This window comes from Streptomyces caelestis (genome assembly GCF_014205255.1).
GTDB classification, from domain to species: Bacteria; Actinomycetota; Actinomycetes; order Streptomycetales; family Streptomycetaceae; genus Streptomyces; species Streptomyces caelestis.
Genome location: NZ_JACHNE010000001.1, coordinates 3,773,776 through 3,789,518 on the forward strand (window position 1 = coordinate 3,773,776; position 15,743 = coordinate 3,789,518).

Here is a 15,743-nt window from a genome sequence, read left to right on the forward strand (position 1 = left end):
GCTCGCCGGCCCGCACGACCGCACCCCGCCGGTAACGGCCCGTCCGGGCGCCGCCCGGTGGGGTGCGTGCTAGCGTCGCGAACCGGGCAGACCGCCGTCCGCGGCGGCGCGGGCGTGAACCGCTGACCAACGGGGCACGGCCGGGAAGAGCAGACGAGAACAGAAGACGGGACACGGGGAGTGCCTTCGAGTGGCCACTGCGGAGCCGACACGCGCCGACGACGCCGAACCGGGCCCGGTAGCCGGCCCGCGAATACGCCTGCCCGCAACCGGGGAAAGCGGCGGCCGCAACGCCCGTGAGGGCGACTCCCGTGACTCCCGTGAGTCCGCCGGCTCCCCCGATTCCCCTGACTCCGCCGGCTCCCCCGACTCCCTTGAGTCGCGGCTGCCGACGGCCCTCCTGACGCTGCGTGAGCGCATGCTGCGCCACCCCGTCCTGTCCATCACGGGCCTGGCCGGAGTGCTCCACGTCGTCTGGTTCTTCACGTTCGCGAACAGCGGCGGCGATCTGGCCGCGCAGGACGCCTGGGCCGAGTTCGTCGGCCGGCACCCGGACTCGGCGTACAACCTCGCCTGGTACGGCGGGATGCACCCGGTGTCGTACAGCGTGGTGTCGCCGTACCTGATGTCGGTGCTCGGCGTGCGGACCACGATGATGATCGCGGGGACGGTCTCGGCGGGGCTGCTGACCCTGCTCCTCCTGCGCAGCCGGTCCGTCCGCAACCCCCTGTGGGCGTCGCTCGCGGGCGTGTTCGGGCTGTTCTGCAACGCGGTGTCCGGGCGGGTGACGTTCGGCCTGGGCATGATGTTCGCGCTCGGCGCGGTCGCCGTCGTGTTCTGCTGGCCGTACCGGTGGCGGTACAAGCGCTGGGCGAAGGCCCTGTCCGCGGCGCCGCTGGCCGCGCTGGCCACCATGGCGTCGCCGGTCGCGGGTCTGTTCGTGGGCCTGGTCGCGGTGGCGCTGTTCCTCCAGAAGCGGCGGCCGGGCGCGTGGGCGCTGGGGCTGGCGCCGAGTGCGGTGGTGGGGGTGTCGGCGTGGCTGTTCCCGTTCTCGGGGACGCAGCCGATGATGATCGGCTCGGTGCTGCTGCCGCTCGCGTTCTCGGTCCTCGTCTTCGTCCTGGTGCCGGAGGACTGGAAGACGGTCCGGCTGACGGCCGCGGTGTACGGGCTGAGCGTCGTGCTCGTGTGGCTGGTCAGCTCCCAGATCGGTTCGAACATCACGCGGCTGGCGATGCTGTTCGCCGGGGTGGCGCTGGTCACCGCACTGCCGTTCACGGTGCCGCGGAGCCGCAAGTGGTACGCGTCCGTCGTCGCGCTCGTCGGTTTCGCCGGGTGGATCGGCTTCAAGACGGTCGACGACATCGTGCACACGGCCCCGGCGGCGTCCTGGTCGCGCGAGCTGGCGCCGCTGGTGAACGAGTTGCAGGAGGTCGGCGCCGAGAAGGGCCGCGTGGAGGTCGTCCCCGCCCGCTCCCACCGCGAGGCCTCCGCCCTCGCCCCGTACGTCAACCTGGCCCGCGGCTGGAACCGGCAGGCCGACATGGAGCGCAACCCCCTCTTCTACGACGACACGCTCAACTCGGCGAACTACCACGAGTGGCTGAAGCGCTGGGCGGTGCACTACGTGGTGCTGCCGAAGGACGAGCCGGACGGCGACGGGGGGCAGCGGGAGCGGGCGCTGGTGCAGCGCGGTCTGCCGTATCTGACCCAGGTGTGGGGCGACGCCAACTGGCAGCTGTTCGAGGTCACCGACCCCACCCCGCTGGCCGCGCCGAACGCGGTCGTCGACCGGGCCGAGCAGGGCGAGATGATCCTCCAGGTGAAGAAGGCGGGCCGGGTCCTGGTCCGGATTCCGTACTCGCCGTGGCTGAGCATCGTCGACGCCGAGGGCAAGAGCCTGAAGCCGCCGCAGGAGACGGCGGCGTCCAAGGACCGTCCCGAGGGCGAGCCCAAGACGTACGTCAACGTCAACGGCTGCCTGGCGGAGACGGAGGAGGACGAGAACGGCGACAGGTGGACGGTGCTGGTCGCGCCGAAGCCGGGCACCTATCACCTGGCGGCGCCCTACCAGCTGCCCCGGGGCACACCCTGCCCGGAGGAGCTGCGCTGACCCTGCCGGCTCTCAGCGGAGGCGGTCGACGTACCGGTCCGTTCCCGGCACCGTCGGGACGAAGGGCGCGACCAGCTCCACCCGCCCGAGCCCGGATTCGCCGACCGCCGTGTCGAGGCCGGTGAAGAAGGTCTCCCAGCATGCGCGCGCGTCCGCCTGGAGGAACCACAGCAGGGTCAGCCGGGTGTCGACGCCCTCGACCTGCTTGACGTAGGTCATGCGGTCGCCGGGGAGCGGGGTCGGGCGGAAGACGGTCACCATCGCCGCCGGGGAGCCCGCGAGCCGCTTGGGCAGATGCCGGGAGCGCAACCACTCCAGCAGCTGCGGGCGCTGCTCGGGGGTGCCGGCCTCGACGACCTGGAGGACCAGGCCGGCGTAGGGGTGGTCGAGCGCGTGGACGTCGCGCGGTCCCGCCGCCCCGTCCCGGTAGACCGTCGCCTCGTGGTCCTGGAACGCCGTGAGGACGTGGGTGCGGTCGTGGTAGACGCGGCCGTCGCGGTTGAGGCGCTTGTTGATGGCGACCGTCCAGCGCATGTGGTCGTCGTAGCGGCCTGCGGTGATCCAGTACGTGGAGAGGTAGCAGCCCGTGGTGACGGGCTGGGCGACCGCCGACTTCTCGGGGTAGCGCAGGAGTTGCAGGTCCCGGGTGGCCACCCAGCGGCGGCCGGCGTACATCCAGGGCATGGCCATCGCGCCGGCGTAGTAGTGGTCGTCCTCGTACCAGCGGTTGTAGGCGTACTCGTGGCCCGGGTGCGGTTCGACCAGGGTGATCAGAGCGTGGCCGGGGCGGGTGCCGTAGGGGCCGACGGCGGCCAGTTCGGCGTACAGCTCGGTGCGGGTGTCGTCGTCGCTCATGCCTTCCCCTTCGTAGGCGGCTGGCCCATACTCTGACGCTCCGTCAGATAAAGCGCCAGGGTCCGGCGTACGGTTCCGGCTTCCGGGAGGTCCTGCCATGTCACTGCTCGCGGGGAAGACGGTCGTCGTGTCGGGTGTCGGGGCCGGGCTGGGGCGGCAGGTGGCGGCGGCCGTCGTACGGGACGGCGGCCGTGCCGTGCTCGGGGCCCGTACGGAGGCGAAGCTGGCGAAGACGGCCGCCGAGCTCGATCCGGACGGGTCGCGCACGGCGTACCGGGCGACCGACATCACCGACGAGGGGCAGTGCGAGGCGCTGGCGGGGCTGGCGCGGGAGCGGTTCGGGCGGATCGACGCGGTGGTGCACGTGGCCGCGCTGGACGGCTACTTCGGCGGCCTGGAGGACGCGGACTTCGAGGCCTGGCGTGCGGTGCTGGACGTCAACCTGCTGGGGACGCTGCGGATGACCCGGGCGTGCCTGCCGGCACTGAGGGAGGGCGGCGGCGGTTCGGTGGTGTTCGTCGGGACGCAGTCGGCGGTGGCGGCTCCGTCGCAGGTGCGGCAGGCGGCGTACGCGGCGTCGAAGGGGGCGCTGACGAGCGCGATGTACTCGCTGGCGCGGGAGCTGGGGCCGTACCGGATCCGGGTCAACACCGTGCTGCCGGGCTGGATGTGGGGCCCGCCGGTGCGGGCGTACGTACGGTTCACCGCCGACAGGGAGGGCGTGTCGGAGGCCAAGGTGCTGGGCAGGCTGACGGATCGTACGGCGCTGCCGGAGCTGGCGACGGACGCGGACGTGGCGGACGCGACGGTGTTCCTGGCGTCGGACCGGGCGCGGGCGATCACGGGCCAGTCGCTGCTGGTGAACGCGGGTGAACTGATGCGCTGAGGGCGGTTTCCAGCCACGCGGTGCGGTTCACGTACATAAACAGAAGTCACCTCACCGAACTTTTTTACGGTCTCTTGACCTTCCTCTTCCTTGCCGTGCGCACGTCACCGAACCCAGAGTTCACATGCCTGACCCTGGCGGCGCACCCGTGGAAGGGGACTCATGAACGGTCTCGACTGGGCCGTGCTCATCGGCTACTTCGCCGTGATGGTCGCGATCGGCGTCTGGTCGCACAAACGCGTGGACAACGTCAGCGACTTCTTCACCGCCGGCGGCAAGATGCCGTGGTGGCTCTCCGGCATCTCCCACCACATGTCGGGCTACAGCGCGGTGATGTTCACCGGGTACGCGGGCATCGCCTACACCTACGGCGTCACGTCCTTCGTCACCTGGTCCTTCCCCATCGCCCTCGGCATCGCCATCGGTTCGAAACTGTTCGCGCCGCGCATCAACCGGCTGCGCTCACGGCTCCATGTGGCCTCCCCGCTGGAGTACCTGAAGAACCGCTACGACCTGAAGACCCAGCAGGCGCTGGCCTGGTCCGGCATGCTGCTGAAGATCGTGGACGTGGGCGCGAAGTGGGCGGCGATCGCGACGCTGCTGTCCGTCTTCACGGGGATCTCCCTCAACCAGGGCATCCTCATCACCGGCGGCATCACGGCGATCTACTGCACCATCGGCGGCCTGTGGGCGGACGCGCTGACCGAACTCGGTCAGTTCATCATCCAGTTGCTGGCCGGCATCGCGATGTTCGTGGCGGTGTTCGTACGGCTCGACGACCACGGCGGCTTCTTCGGGGTCTGGGACTCCCCCGAGCTCCAGGGCCACGAGAAACCACTGGTCGGCCCGTACGGCACGGTCTTCCTGCTGGCGTTCCTGTTCATCAAGCTCTTCGAGTACAACGGCGGCATGCTCAACCAGGCCCAGCGCTACATGGCCACGCCGAACGCCAAGGAGGCCGAGCGGTCGGCCCGGCTGTCGGCGATCCTCTGGCTGGTCTGGCCGCTGGTGCTGTTCTTCCCCATGTGGATGTCCCCGCTGCTGGTCGAGTCGCAGAAGACCGACGGCTCCGACTCCTACGCCCTGATGACCGAGCAGCTCCTGCCGCACGGCCTGTTGGGGCTGGTCATCGTCGGCTTCTTCTCGCACACCATGGCCATGTGCTCCTCGGACGCCAACGCCATCGCGGCCGTGTTCACCCGGGACTGCGCGCCGGTGATCTGGGCACGGGCACGGGCCTGGAACCAGAGCACGGGCCTGCGGGTCGCCCGTATCGCGACGGTCGTCTTCCTCGGTCTGTCCATGGCGGCGGCGACGCAGGTCAACTCCCCGGCCTTCAAGGACATCATCACGGTCGTCATCAAGTGGGTGGCCGGTCTGATGGGCCCGATGGCGATCCCGATGATGCTGGGCCTGCTGCGGACGTTCCGCCGCTCCGGCCCGACGGCGGCCCTCGTCAGCTGGTCGATGGGCCTGCTCGCCTTCTGGCTGGTGAACTACCCGATCCACTGGAACGTCGAGGGCGGCGTGCCGCTCCAGTACCAGGTGTCGATCCCGCTGGCGGTGTCGCTGGTCCTGTACATCCTCGTCGGCTACATCAAGCCGGAGGACACCCCCGAGCGGCTGGCGCTCATCGAGAAGATCAACACGGATGGGGACGGGGCGGCGTCGGCGGCGGTTCCGGTACCGGTCGGGCCGGCGGACGACGTGGTGCGGACGACGGTCAAGGACTGAGGCGCGAGGACTGCGGCGCCAGGACTCAGGCGCGAGGACTGCGGCGCCAGGACGGCTGGGTGGGCTCAGGCCCTCGGATAGCGGGCGAGCCACCCCGGCGACGAGCCCCCGGGCCCGTGCAGGGCGGGCCCCTGGGTCATCTCCATGGCGAAGTCGTCGGCCAGTTCCAGGATCGTGGGACGGCCCTCCAGCTCGGCCAGCCAGGCCGGGGGGAGGGCCGTCTCGCCGTGCAGGGCGCCGAGCAGCGCGCCCGTCAGCGCGGCGGTGGCGGCGGAGGGGCCGTCGTGGTTGACGGCGAGCCTCAGTCCGTGCCGGACGTCGGCGGCGACGAGGGCGCAGTACACGGCGGCACCGACGAGGCTCTCCGCCGTACCGGCCCCGCACAGTTCGGCCACGCGCTCCGGCCCGGGCAGCCCCTGCCGTACGGCACCCAGCGCGTGCTGGAGCGCGTCCGACACGGGCTGGTGCCCGGGCCGGGCGGCCAGCAGCGCGAAGGCCCGCTGCACCGCTCCGTCGAGGCTCTCCCCCAGAGCGAGGGCATGCACGATCACGGCGTACGCGCCCGCCGCGAGATACGCCGTGGGGTGACCGTGGGTCTGCGCCGCGCACTCCACCGCGAGCTGGGCGACGAGCTGCGGCTCCCACCCCACGAGCAGCCCGAACGGGGCGGACCGGGCGGCGGCCTCGGGCCCGAGCTCACCGGGGTTCTTGGGCATCTCGGGAGTCCCCATGGTCTCGTCGGCGAGCCCGAGGAGCAGCGCACGACTCGGATCCCTGCGCGCGTACAGCCACTCCTCCCGCGCGAGCCACCCGTCGTCCTTGCGCCGCAGGTCGGGGCCCCAGTCCCGCTGGGTGGCGGCCCAGCGCAGATAGGCCCGGTGCAGGTCGGTGGGCGGATGCCAGGCGCCGGTGTCCCGCCGCACCTGGGCCCGTATCAGCCCGTCCACGGAGAACAGGGTGAGCTGGGTGAGATGGGTGACGGCACCGCGTCTGCCATAGGCGGGAGCCAGATCGACCAGGCCCTCCGCCCCGTACGCCTCCCTGATCCCGTCGATCCCCAGCCCGTCCACGGGCGCACCCAGCGCGTCCCCGACGGCCAAGCCGAGCAGCGTCCCCCGCACCCGGCTACGAAAATCCTGCTGCTCCGTACGCCCCCAGACGGCACCGGCAGTCGCACCCACCTTGACCTCCCAGGGCACCGTCCATACACACGTACGACAGCTCAGCACTTTGACGTACTCCCTGGCCTAAAGTCCAGGGATTCCGGTCTGGGCCGTCCGGCCCTTCCGGGGGCTTCCTGCGGCACCGCGCCGTGCCGGGACTTTCGCCCTGGTCTCGCACCGTCCTGTAGCAGCGCCTTGAGCTGGGATTGCAGCACCATCTCGCCTCCCGTCGGTTCAGGGCCAGATACCCCGAGCGTGGCGTTCATTTTCATCCATTGCAACGAGCACGGCTACTGTCGTTGCATTGATTTCGACTCCATTGCAACGATTACTCGCCTTTGAGCTGCACTTATAGTGACTGCACGCGACAAGACTGTTGCCATATCTTTGAACGCAACGTAGCTTTTCCATTGTCCGAAACGACGAGTCAAGGAGAGCACGATGCAGAAGTTCGACACCCCCGCCCCGATCTCCGCCGTCCTCGACATCCCCGCCGGACGCGTCCAGCTCATCGCCGCGGACCGTACCGACACCACCGTCGAGGTCCTGCCCGCCGACCCCTCCAAGAGCCGCGACACCAAGACCGCGGAGAAGACCACCGTCGCCTACGCCGACGGCGTCCTGCGGATCAGGGCCTCGGCCTCCGGCAACCAGCTCCTCGGCCCGTCCGGAGCCGTGGAGGTCACGGTCCGGCTGCCCGCCGGCTCCCACGTCGAGGCCAGGGCCGACAGCACGGAGCTCCGCGGCGTCGGGCGCCTCGGCGATGTCGTCTTCGAAGGCGCGTACCGCCAGATCAAGATCGATGAGGCCGCGAGCCTCCGCCTCACCGCGATCGACGGCGACGTCGAGGTCGGCCGGCTGGGCGGCCCCGCGGAGATCAGCACCGCGAGGGGCGACATCCGGATCGCCGAGGCCCTGAGCGGCACGGTCGTGCTCCGCACCCAGTCCGGCGACATCTCGGTCGTCGCCGCCGCGGGCGTCTCGGCCGCCCTGGACGCCGGCACCGGCTACGGCCGCGTCAGCAACTCCCTCAAGAACGACGGCACCGCCGAACTCGACATCCACGCGACCACCTCCCACGGCGACATCACCGCCCGCGGCCTCTGAACGAACAGCACCAGAACCGACCGGCCCCAGCCCGAGCCCACGACCAGGGGGAACACATGACGAAGAACAGCACTTCATCGACCAGTTCGACGTGGACCGGCATGGTGCCGGTCGACGACACGGCCCTGGCCGTCACCGACACCGGCGGTCCCGGGATCCCGGTGGTCTACCTCAACGGCCAGTTCGCCACCCAGGGGTACTGGCGGCGGGTCATCGCCGAACTGGGGACGGGATGGCGGCACATCACCTACGACGAGCGGGCCCGCGGCAAGTCGAAGCGTTCGGCGGACTACTCCTTCGAGGCCGCCGTCCGGGATGTCGACGCCGTTCTCGCGGCCAGGGGCGTGGAGCGGGCGCTGGTGGTCGGCTGGTCCTACGGGGCCGTCGTCGGGGCGCACTGGGCCGAGCGGAACCCGGAGCGTGCCGTGGGCGCGGTCCTGGTCGACGGCGCGTTCCCCTACGACTGGCTGGACGAGGCCATGGAGCAGCGGATCCGGAAGCTGTTCCGGCGGCTGGGCTGGTTCATGCCGCTGCTGCGCCCGACGGGCCTGACCCCGCGGATGACCGCCGCACAGCAGGCCGACAGCAACATCGAACTCGGCAGGCTCTCCCGGGAGCGCGAGCTGGGCCCCGTGCTGGACGGCATCACCGTCCCGGTGCGGTACGTGGTCGCTTCCGGAACGTCCTTCGGAAGCCGCGGTGACGATCAGGAACGGATACGCACCGGCCTCGACGCGGTGACCGCCAGCAACCCGAACATCCGGATCAGCGCGAAGGTCCCCAGCAACCACGGCGCGCTCCTCAAGAAGGACTTCCGGGCCATCGCCGATGCCGTCCGCGAGGTCGCCGCCCTCGACGGCGGGGAGCACTGAAGTCGCGACCAGCCTCCGCACCCCTCCCGACCAGCACGATTACCCGTGCGGGGGGGGGCAGAGGTGCCTCGAAGCCCCACCGGCCGCAGAGAAGGCATGCGCCTTTCTCTGCGACCGGTGCGCTGTGCCGCGCCCCTACGGAAGCAGAGGCAGGAACTCCCGCATCCACACGTGGTAGTACGGCCGGGTGGAGACCGTGACGATGTTTCCGTCGCGGACGGCCACGTCGCCCGCGGCCACGTAGGTGTTGTCGGGCGCGATCTCTGACCGGATCATGTCCATGCCGGTCAGTTTCCTTCGCTGGTCCTCTCTCTGCCGAACTGAGCTGTGCACGCAGGGGCCATGGCGAACATCTACCCTCCCGGCACCGCCCCCGAGGCGGCTGGCCTCAGGCAGCGGCTGCCGGGAAGGGCCGCGAGTGCGCGTCAGTTGACGGGGTCGACACCGCCGCTGTCGAGTTCGCCAGCCTCGGCGGTGTAGGTGCAGTGCCACAGCTTGTTGTCGCGGCCGCGGCCGAAGAGTTCGATGTTGCCGGGCATGCGGGAGACAGCGGCGAGGTGGTCGTCCGTGTTATGGATGCCCAGGTTGTCCCACTCGCTCCAGGCCTCCCCGTTCCAGGACCGGTGCAGCACCTGGTGGTCCCAGCCCTTGGCGAAGACGTCCAGGCGGTCAGGCCCCCAAGTGGTCACGGCCGGGCTGGAGATGAAGCCGGAGCCGATGTCATGCCACTTGGACCAGGTACTGCCATGGCAGACGCGGTGCCACAGGGTGTTGGTCCGCGCGCCGCGGGCGACGAGGTCGACGCGGCTCGTGTTCCATGAAGCCGCCGCGACGGCACCCTGGATCGTGCTGCCGATCGCGTTGAACGGCTCCCAGCGGTGCGTTGCGGGCGGGCAGGTTGCATGCAACACCTGGTTGGAGCTGCTCAGGGTGAACAGGTCCAAGCGGTGATCCCTGGACGAGACGGCTGCCAGGCCAGCCCATGCCTCCGTGGATTCGTTGGTCTTGGTCCAGCCCTTCTCCCAGCCGCTGCCGTCGACGTAGGACTTGCGCCAGATGATCTGGCCGCCGCCTACGTGGTAAACGGTGTAATAATCCGGAGAGCCGGCCAGGATCGCCGGATCGTAGGTGCTCCTCCCACCCAGAGAGTCCCAATCACCCCAGCCGCTGCCGTCCTCGTACGACCGGCAGACGATCTCGTTCTCCGTGCCGCGCGCCACCACCATCATGCGCTCTTTCACCCGCGAGGCTGCGCTGGGGGCCGAAATGATCGCCCCGCCCAAGTCCACCCAGTCGCTCCACTTGCCCATGTGGTCCACTCCCCTTGGTCCGGCTTGGTCACGTGTTGCCTGGTGCAGTCGATGGGCCGACAGGCATCGGTCTCGCCGTTCCCCCGGGCGCACACTCGCTGGCCGGGGAAATCAGCGAACCGTTCCACATCCTCGAAGAGCGTCACGCAGGTCCCCCCACGACGCAGGGCCCCCCTCTTCGTATCGCCCACATCGTCATGTGCCGTCGGCATACCTGCTACGGATGCCAACGCACCGAATGCTCCCCTGCACACCAGTCGAAAAAACTAATGATCATGACAAATCGGGTGAGAGTGTGATGCGCGCCTCTCGTGAAGAATGGGTTTCAGCCGCAGGCGCCAATACCTCGTGTATACGTACGTACGCCCCGTCCGTCCAAGCTCCACCTCGCCTGCGACGGACAGGGCCGGCCCCTGGCGTTCACCCACGGCCTCGCCGGTGACAACAAGCCTGCCTATGTGACAACTACCGTGCTTCGGCTCAATCAGCTCGGTGTTGCCCTCCTGGATCAGGTCCAGGAAGTGCAGTCCGCGACCGGTGTAGCGCTTGGCGACGGAGACGACCAGGCGGAGGTTGGCCTCGGTGAGGTGCTTCTTCGCGCGGTGGCCCTCCTCGGCGAGGAGGGCCAGTTCCCGGCGGAAGTGCAGGTCCAGGCCGGGTTCTTCGGCGAGGAGGTGCTCGGCATACAGGCCGGCCTCGATGCGCTTGCCCAGGTTCACCTCCTGTTCGGCGGTCAGCAGCCGGACCCTGGCGATGAGCCGCAGGTAGCCCTTCACCTGGTCGACCGTGCCACTGTCGGAGGGGAGCCGCGCACGGGGGGTGTGTCGGTCTCGTCGGCCTCCGCGAGCAAGTTCCTCCGGGTCCTCCACCCCACTGCGTCCTGCGCGCGTCGAGCCGACGGCTGCCGCCGTCTCCCTCGACGAAGCCGACGAGGCGCTGGTCGCCGTGCTGCGGCGCGACGGACGAGCCACCTTCAGTGAGCTGCAGAACAGCACCGGCCAGTCGGAGTCCGCGGTCAAGCGGCGCCTGGAGCACCTGCGCTCCACGGGTGTCCTCTACTTCGACGTGCAGCACGACAGCGAATCTCTCGGCCACGGCGTCCGCGCGATGCTCTGGCTCACCGTCACCCCCTCCGCGCTCGATGCTGCCGGACGGGCGCTGGCAGAACACTCCGAGGTCCGCTTCGCCGCCGCCACCACCGGCCAGGCCAACCTCACCGCCTCCGTTGGCAGCTCCAGTACGGGCGGGCTCTACACGTACTTGAGCGAGAAGATCGGAGCCCTCGACGGTGTGCAGACCGTGGAGACCGCCCTGACCCTGCGCCGGGTCACACACCTCACCTACGAACCGAGCCGCTGACCGTCGGCCGTCCGGACGCCTCGTGGACTTCGAGAGCGGGACTCCCGCACATCCCCGTGCGTCATGAGCAGTTCGGCCCACACCGTCTTGCCGCGGGCCGGTGCCTCCACCACGCCCCACCGGTTCGCGTACGCCTCGACGATGCGCAAGCCGTGCCCTCCCTCCGCGTCCCACTCCCCCGGGGCCGGGATGCGCGGGACCCGGTCGCCCTGGGCGTCGGTGACCTCGATACGGAGAGTGCGATCGGCTCGTAGCGTCAGTCGCAGCCGGAAGTCCCTGCCCCGGACCCGTCCATGCAGTACGGCGTTGGACGCCAGCTCCGCCACCACCTGTGCGGCGGCCTCGTACGGCTCGCCCCACTCGTCGAGTTGACGTTCGGTGAGCAGCCGGGCCAGTCGAGCACCCCTTCGAGTAGCGGACAGCTGCACCGCGAAGTGGCGGGTGGGGGCGGTGATTTGGGCGAGGGATTTCTGGCTCATGTCACCCAGCGTGGCCGCACCTCCCTACCCTGAACAGCAACGACCCCGGTACGGAGAGTGACTGTCCGGACGCGTGGCGGGGTCGTACGGCTCGTACGTCAGGAGGGGAAGGCGTGGAGGACGAGGAAGCGGCGGCCGTGCTCAGGACGGTCGGGCGGCAGATCAAGATGTGGCGCGAGGCCGCCGGGTTGAAGCAGACGGAGCTGGGCTCGGCGATCGGGTACGGCGAGGAGATGGTTTCGTCCGTGGAGCGGGCGAGGCGGATCCCCAAGCCGGACTTCCTGGACAAGACCGATGAGGTGCTCGGCGCCGGCGGCAAGATCTCGGCGATGAAGGAGGACGTGGAGAAGGCCAGGTATCCGAAGACCGTGCGGGACCTGACGAAGCTGGAGGACCAGGCGGTCGAGCTCGGGGCCTACGCGGCTCTGCACATCCACGGGCTGTTGCAGACGCCGGAGTACGCCCAGGCGTTGTACGCCATGCGGCGGCCGGCCTACACCGAGGACGAGATCGAGCGTCACGTGGCCGCACGCATGGCACGGAAGGCCGTCTTCGATCGGGTACCCCGAGCGCTGGTCACGTTTGTCCAGGAAGAGATGACGCTGCGGCGGCCCTTCGGGGGCAAGATGGTGTTGCGCCGACAGCTCGAACACCTGTTCGAAGTGGCGGAGTTGCGGCACGTCGAGATCCAAGTGATGCCCATGGACAGGGAGGACCACGCGGCTGTGATGGGCTCGTTCCGGTTGCTGAAGCTCCAGGACGGCAAGGCCCTCGGTCACACGGAAAGCCAGCTGTACGACCGCGTGATCAGCGACCCAAAAGACGTACAGGTTCTCGATATGCGCTATGGCATGATCCGGGCGCAGGCCCTCTCGCCCCGCGAGTCACTGGCCTTCATCGAAAAAGTGCTGGGAGAAGAGACATGACGCCCACCCCACTGACGTGGTTCAAGAGCAGCTACAGCGGAAACGACGGCCCTGATTGCGTCGAGGTCGCCATATCCCCCGCCCCCCACCCCACCATCCACATCCGCGACTCCAAGAAAAAGGACGCCGCCCGCCTGGCATTTACCGACGGTGCCTGGTCCGAATTCCTGGAGTTCGCGGTGGGGCGCTGAGCCTCAGTCCCGGGCGGGGGCCGTTTCAGGGTCGGGGGTCGTGCCGTTCTCCTCGGCCTCCGCTCGCTCCTTCTTCAGGGCGAGTCCCCGGGCCAGGGCCTCCGAGTACAGCCTCATTTCCGCTTCTTTGCGCTCGTCAAACACCGATGCCTCCTCTGTGTGCAGGGGTGTTGAGGTGTGAAATATTACCCGTCCACGACGCGATACGTCACGGTCGAATTACATCCGCACACAGCTAATTCGCATGCCGTTCACCCGGTGAGGACCGATCCCAATACCGCACGGTCGGTATCTGAAAGGCGTTCCAGTGCCTGGGAGTCGAGTTCCCGGACTCTTTCCACATCGGCCCGTGCCTTCTCGAACCGCCCCATGAGTGCGTACAGCACCGCCCGGCGGCACAACGCCCAGACATACCCCGGCCGCAGTTCCACCGCCCGGTTCAGGTCGGCGAGTGCCTCCGTGTGGCGGCCGAGGTGGGTGAGGGACGTGCCCCGGCTCGCGTACGCCGAGGTGTAGGCGGGGTCCAGGGCGAGCGCACGGTCGAAGTCGGCGACAGCCTCCTGGTCGCGGCCGGCGGCGCGCAGCGCGTCGCCGCGTTCGCAGCGGGCCCAGGGCCAGTCGGGGTTCAGGGTGAGGGCGTGGTCGAGGTCGGCCAGCTGACGTCGGGGGTCGCCCAGCGCGCGCCAGACCCGGGCGCGGCGGGCGAACGCCCAGGCGTAGTCCGGCTTGAGGTCCAGTGCCCGGCCCAGGTCGAAGAGGGCGGCGTCCAGGTCTCCGCGGCGTTCGTGCGTGGCGCCCCGGGAGGCCCAGGCGAACTCGTTGGCCGGGTCGAGGCGGATCCCTTCGCTCAGGTCCCGGATGGCCTCGTCGTGGTGCCGGGCGAGCCGGTGGTGTTCGCCGCGCAGGGCGACGTACCAGGAGTTGTCCGGCTCCAGCGCGACGGCCCGGTCCAGGTCGGCGATCGCTGCGTCGTCGTCGCCCAGCTCCCTGCGGATTCCGGCCCGGTGACGGTAGGCGACGGCCAGCTCCGGATCGAGGGCGACGGCCAGGTCGTACTCGGCGAGGGCCTGCGGGTACGCGGCCAGGCCGCGCAGCTCGTCGCCCCGTACGGCCCGGGCCCGGGCCTGAGTCGGCGCGTCGAGCACCGCGCGGCGCAGGAGCAGCCCGAGTGCGGCGATGACGCCCTCCGCGTCGAGTGCCGCCGTCAGTTCGGTGCCCCACGCGGCCACCACCGCCGCGTCCGCGTCCTGTCCCGCGTCCACCAGCACCCGCGCCCACTGCGCGGCCACGCCCGCACCGGTGTCGCAGGCGTGGACGAAGTCCCGCAGCGCCTGCGGCAGCGCGTCCCGCTCACCCGCGCACAGGAGGTGGTACACCTCGGCCAGGCGCAGGCTCCGCCACGTCTCGTCGGCCCACGGCTCGTCCCCGCCGGTCTCCGTCTCCTCCCGCCAGTCGCGGAACGTCCGGGCCAGGCGTCGCTGCCGCTCGGCCCACCCGCGCGGCGACCGGCTCCGTTCCGCGCGCAGCATCGGTGCCCGTACGACGTCGTGGTAGCGCAGTCGTCCCCCGCCGCGCTCGGCGACGAACGGCATGCTCCGCAACCACGCGTAGAGCGGCTCCAGTTGTTCCTCGGGGCAGTCGGTGACCGCCCGGAACACGTCCGCGTCCAGCCATCTCGGCAGCGCGCAGGACAGTGCGGCGGCTCGGCGTGCCGGGTCCCGCTCCCACTTCAGGAAGCGTTCCACCGCCGTGGCGCTCGGGTCGCCCACGTCGTCCGGGTCGGCGGGGCGGGACTCGGCGAGGGTGGAGACCAGGACGGGCAGGCCGCCGGTGAGGCGCAGGACCTCCTCGACGACCGGTTCGGCGGTCACGCCCTTGCCGGCCAGCAGACCGCGTGCCTCCGCCTCGGTGAAGGGCGACAGGGGGACGTCCGTGACGAAGTCCCGCAGGCCGCCCCACAGGGCGGTGTCCAGGGGACGTTGGCCCGCCGTGACCACGACTGCCGTCGCGGGCATGGCGCCGTGGCGGTCGGTGGTCATCGTCTCGTGCAGCCAGTGGTCCAGGTACGGTGCCGTCCGCTCGTACGTGTCGAGGAAGAGGACGATCCAGGGGGCCGAGGCGGCGACCTGAGAGAGTTCGCGCAGGAGGACCGGCGTGAGCACCTGCTCCGGGGCGAAGACCAGCCGCACGTCCTCGTGGTCGCGGAAGCGGGACAGCACGCTGTCCCGAACCCGGTCCACTCCGCCCGCGAGTTGGTCGGAGTCGAGCATGCCCGCGAGGGGGCCGACCACCGGGACCATCCCCAGCGCGACCACCCCGGCCCGGGCCGCCACCCTCCCGCTCGCCGACGGGCCCGCGTCCTCCGTCCGCGCGTCCAGTGCGGCGAGCGCGGCCAGCTCCGCCTCGTGCCTGCGTGCGTCGTGGGCGGCGAGCAGGCGGTCGAGGTCCTTCAACCGGCGTCCCTGCGCGGCGAACTGGCGGCTGATCTCCGCCATCACCTCCGGCACGCTGCCGGCGCTGTCGTCCACGTACGCGGTCAGGGCGCCCTGTTCGCGGGCGATCTGCTCCCACTCCCGCAGCAGGAAGGTCTTTCCGACGCCCGCGTTGCCGTGGACGTGGAAGCGGAAGCGGTGGCGTTCGTCGTGTGGAGGAGTAACGAAGTTCCCGCGGAACAGGGCCCGTTCGGCGGACCGGCCGACGAAACCGGCCCGGGTCCGCTGCCGTATCAGGTCCTGCATCGAAGGCCTC

The 15,743-nt window shown here is 70.2% G+C and carries 15 protein-coding genes; 8 read left to right on the plus strand and 7 right to left on the minus strand.

The features are described from left to right. The first annotated feature begins 190 nt into the window (after nt 1-190). Nucleotides 191-2,113, plus strand: a complete 1,923-nt coding sequence (locus HDA41_RS17000; RefSeq protein WP_184984848.1) for a DUF8823 domain-containing protein — start codon at nt 191-193, stop codon at nt 2,111-2,113. 12 nt (nt 2,114-2,125) lie between these two features. On the opposite strand, the gene HDA41_RS17005 is transcribed toward HDA41_RS17000, so the two are convergent. Continuing rightward, nucleotides 2,126-2,968, minus strand: coding sequence for a hypothetical protein (locus HDA41_RS17005; RefSeq protein ID WP_184984849.1), 843 nt, complete (start codon nt 2,966-2,968; stop codon nt 2,126-2,128). A gap of 97 nt (nt 2,969-3,065) precedes the next feature. Here HDA41_RS17005 and HDA41_RS17010 point away from each other — a divergent pair, with 97 nt between their 5' ends. Then, on the plus strand, nt 3,066-3,854 hold the full coding sequence (locus tag HDA41_RS17010; RefSeq protein WP_184984851.1) for an SDR family oxidoreductase: 789 nt from the start codon (nt 3,066-3,068) through the stop codon (nt 3,852-3,854). Between the two features lie 162 nt (nt 3,855-4,016). Next, complete coding sequence (locus HDA41_RS17015) at nt 4,017-5,588, plus strand: sodium:solute symporter family protein (protein WP_184984853.1); 1,572 nt, start codon at nt 4,017-4,019, stop codon at nt 5,586-5,588. A gap of 65 nt (nt 5,589-5,653) precedes the next feature. On the opposite strand, the gene HDA41_RS17020 is transcribed toward HDA41_RS17015, so the two are convergent. After that, nucleotides 5,654-6,769: an ADP-ribosylglycohydrolase family protein gene (locus HDA41_RS17020; RefSeq protein ID WP_184984855.1), complete on the minus strand. Its 1,116-nt coding sequence runs from the start codon at nt 6,767-6,769 to the stop codon at nt 5,654-5,656. 423 nt (nt 6,770-7,192) lie between these two features. Between HDA41_RS17020 and HDA41_RS17025 the strand changes: the two genes are divergently transcribed. Together HDA41_RS17025 and HDA41_RS17030 are read left to right on the plus strand one after the other, a co-directional pair. Further along, nucleotides 7,193-7,858, plus strand: coding sequence for a DUF4097 family beta strand repeat-containing protein (locus HDA41_RS17025; protein ID WP_184984857.1), 666 nt, complete (start codon nt 7,193-7,195; stop codon nt 7,856-7,858). A 56-nt stretch (nt 7,859-7,914) separates the two neighbouring features. After that, entirely contained in the window at nt 7,915-8,730 is an 816-nt protein-coding gene (locus HDA41_RS17030; RefSeq protein WP_184984858.1) for an alpha/beta fold hydrolase, read from the plus strand. Nucleotides 8,731-8,865: 135 nt separating this feature from the next. On the opposite strand, the gene HDA41_RS17035 is transcribed toward HDA41_RS17030, so the two are convergent. From HDA41_RS17035 to HDA41_RS41270, 3 genes are all read right to left on the minus strand, one after another. Beyond that, a complete protein-coding gene (locus tag HDA41_RS17035) occupies nt 8,866-9,012 on the minus strand; it encodes a hypothetical protein (protein WP_184984860.1) in 147 nt (48 codons plus the stop codon). A gap of 143 nt (nt 9,013-9,155) precedes the next feature. Then, entirely contained in the window at nt 9,156-10,040 is an 885-nt protein-coding gene (locus tag HDA41_RS17040) for a DUF8189 domain-containing protein (protein ID WP_184984862.1), read from the minus strand. A gap of 266 nt (nt 10,041-10,306) precedes the next feature. Beyond that, nucleotides 10,307-10,816 (minus strand): sigma-70 factor domain-containing protein, encoded by a 510-nt coding sequence (locus HDA41_RS41270; RefSeq protein ID WP_230299596.1) that lies wholly within the window; start codon nt 10,814-10,816, stop codon nt 10,307-10,309. A 43-nt stretch (nt 10,817-10,859) separates the two neighbouring features. Between HDA41_RS41270 and HDA41_RS17050 the strand changes: the two genes are divergently transcribed. Then, entirely contained in the window at nt 10,860-11,399 is a 540-nt protein-coding gene (locus HDA41_RS17050; RefSeq protein WP_268251521.1) for an Lrp/AsnC family transcriptional regulator, read from the plus strand. On the opposite strand, the gene HDA41_RS17055 is transcribed toward HDA41_RS17050, so the two are convergent. After that, on the minus strand, nt 11,381-11,878 hold the full coding sequence (locus tag HDA41_RS17055; protein ID WP_230299598.1) for an ATP-binding protein: 498 nt from the start codon (nt 11,876-11,878) through the stop codon (nt 11,381-11,383). The two genes, HDA41_RS17050 and HDA41_RS17055, sit on opposite strands and share 19 nt — an antisense overlap. Nucleotides 11,879-11,991: 113 nt before the next feature. Between HDA41_RS17055 and HDA41_RS17060 the strand changes: the two genes are divergently transcribed. Beyond that, nucleotides 11,992-12,804 carry a helix-turn-helix domain-containing protein gene (locus HDA41_RS17060; RefSeq protein WP_184984867.1) on the plus strand — a complete coding sequence of 271 codons (813 nt, stop codon included), beginning with the start codon at nt 11,992-11,994 and terminating at the stop codon, nt 12,802-12,804. Next, on the plus strand, nt 12,801-12,995 hold the full coding sequence (locus tag HDA41_RS17065) for a DUF397 domain-containing protein (protein WP_184984869.1): 195 nt from the start codon (nt 12,801-12,803) through the stop codon (nt 12,993-12,995). The genes HDA41_RS17060 and HDA41_RS17065 overlap by 4 nt, the downstream gene beginning before the upstream one ends. 251 nt (nt 12,996-13,246) lie before the next feature. On the opposite strand, the gene HDA41_RS17070 is transcribed toward HDA41_RS17065, so the two are convergent. Next, on the minus strand, nt 13,247-15,733 hold the full coding sequence (locus HDA41_RS17070) for a tetratricopeptide repeat protein (RefSeq protein WP_184984871.1): 2,487 nt from the start codon (nt 15,731-15,733) through the stop codon (nt 13,247-13,249). Nucleotides 15,734-15,743: the final 10 nt, after the last annotated feature.

What these genes read in the sequence shown, in the direction of transcription:
- HDA41_RS17005 (WP_184984849.1), bottom strand. Translation starts at nt 2,968, where the DNA reads ATGAGCGACGACGACACCCGCACCGAGCTGTACGCCGAACTGGCCGCC.
- HDA41_RS17010 (WP_184984851.1), top strand. Translation starts at nt 3,066, where the DNA reads ATGTCACTGCTCGCGGGGAAGACGGTCGTCGTGTCGGGTGTCGGGGCC.
- HDA41_RS17015 (WP_184984853.1), top strand. Translation starts at nt 4,017, where the DNA reads ATGAACGGTCTCGACTGGGCCGTGCTCATCGGCTACTTCGCCGTGATG.
- HDA41_RS17025 (WP_184984857.1), top strand. Translation starts at nt 7,193, where the DNA reads ATGCAGAAGTTCGACACCCCCGCCCCGATCTCCGCCGTCCTCGACATC.
- HDA41_RS17030 (WP_184984858.1), top strand. Translation starts at nt 7,915, where the DNA reads ATGACGAAGAACAGCACTTCATCGACCAGTTCGACGTGGACCGGCATG.
- HDA41_RS17035 (WP_184984860.1), bottom strand. Translation starts at nt 9,012, where the DNA reads ATGGACATGATCCGGTCAGAGATCGCGCCCGACAACACCTACGTGGCC.
- HDA41_RS17040 (WP_184984862.1), bottom strand. Translation starts at nt 10,040, where the DNA reads ATGGGCAAGTGGAGCGACTGGGTGGACTTGGGCGGGGCGATCATTTCG.
- HDA41_RS17055 (WP_230299598.1), bottom strand. Translation starts at nt 11,878, where the DNA reads ATGAGCCAGAAATCCCTCGCCCAAATCACCGCCCCCACCCGCCACTTC.
- HDA41_RS17065 (WP_184984869.1), top strand. Translation starts at nt 12,801, where the DNA reads ATGACGCCCACCCCACTGACGTGGTTCAAGAGCAGCTACAGCGGAAAC.
- HDA41_RS17070 (WP_184984871.1), bottom strand. Translation starts at nt 15,733, where the DNA reads ATGCAGGACCTGATACGGCAGCGGACCCGGGCCGGTTTCGTCGGCCGG.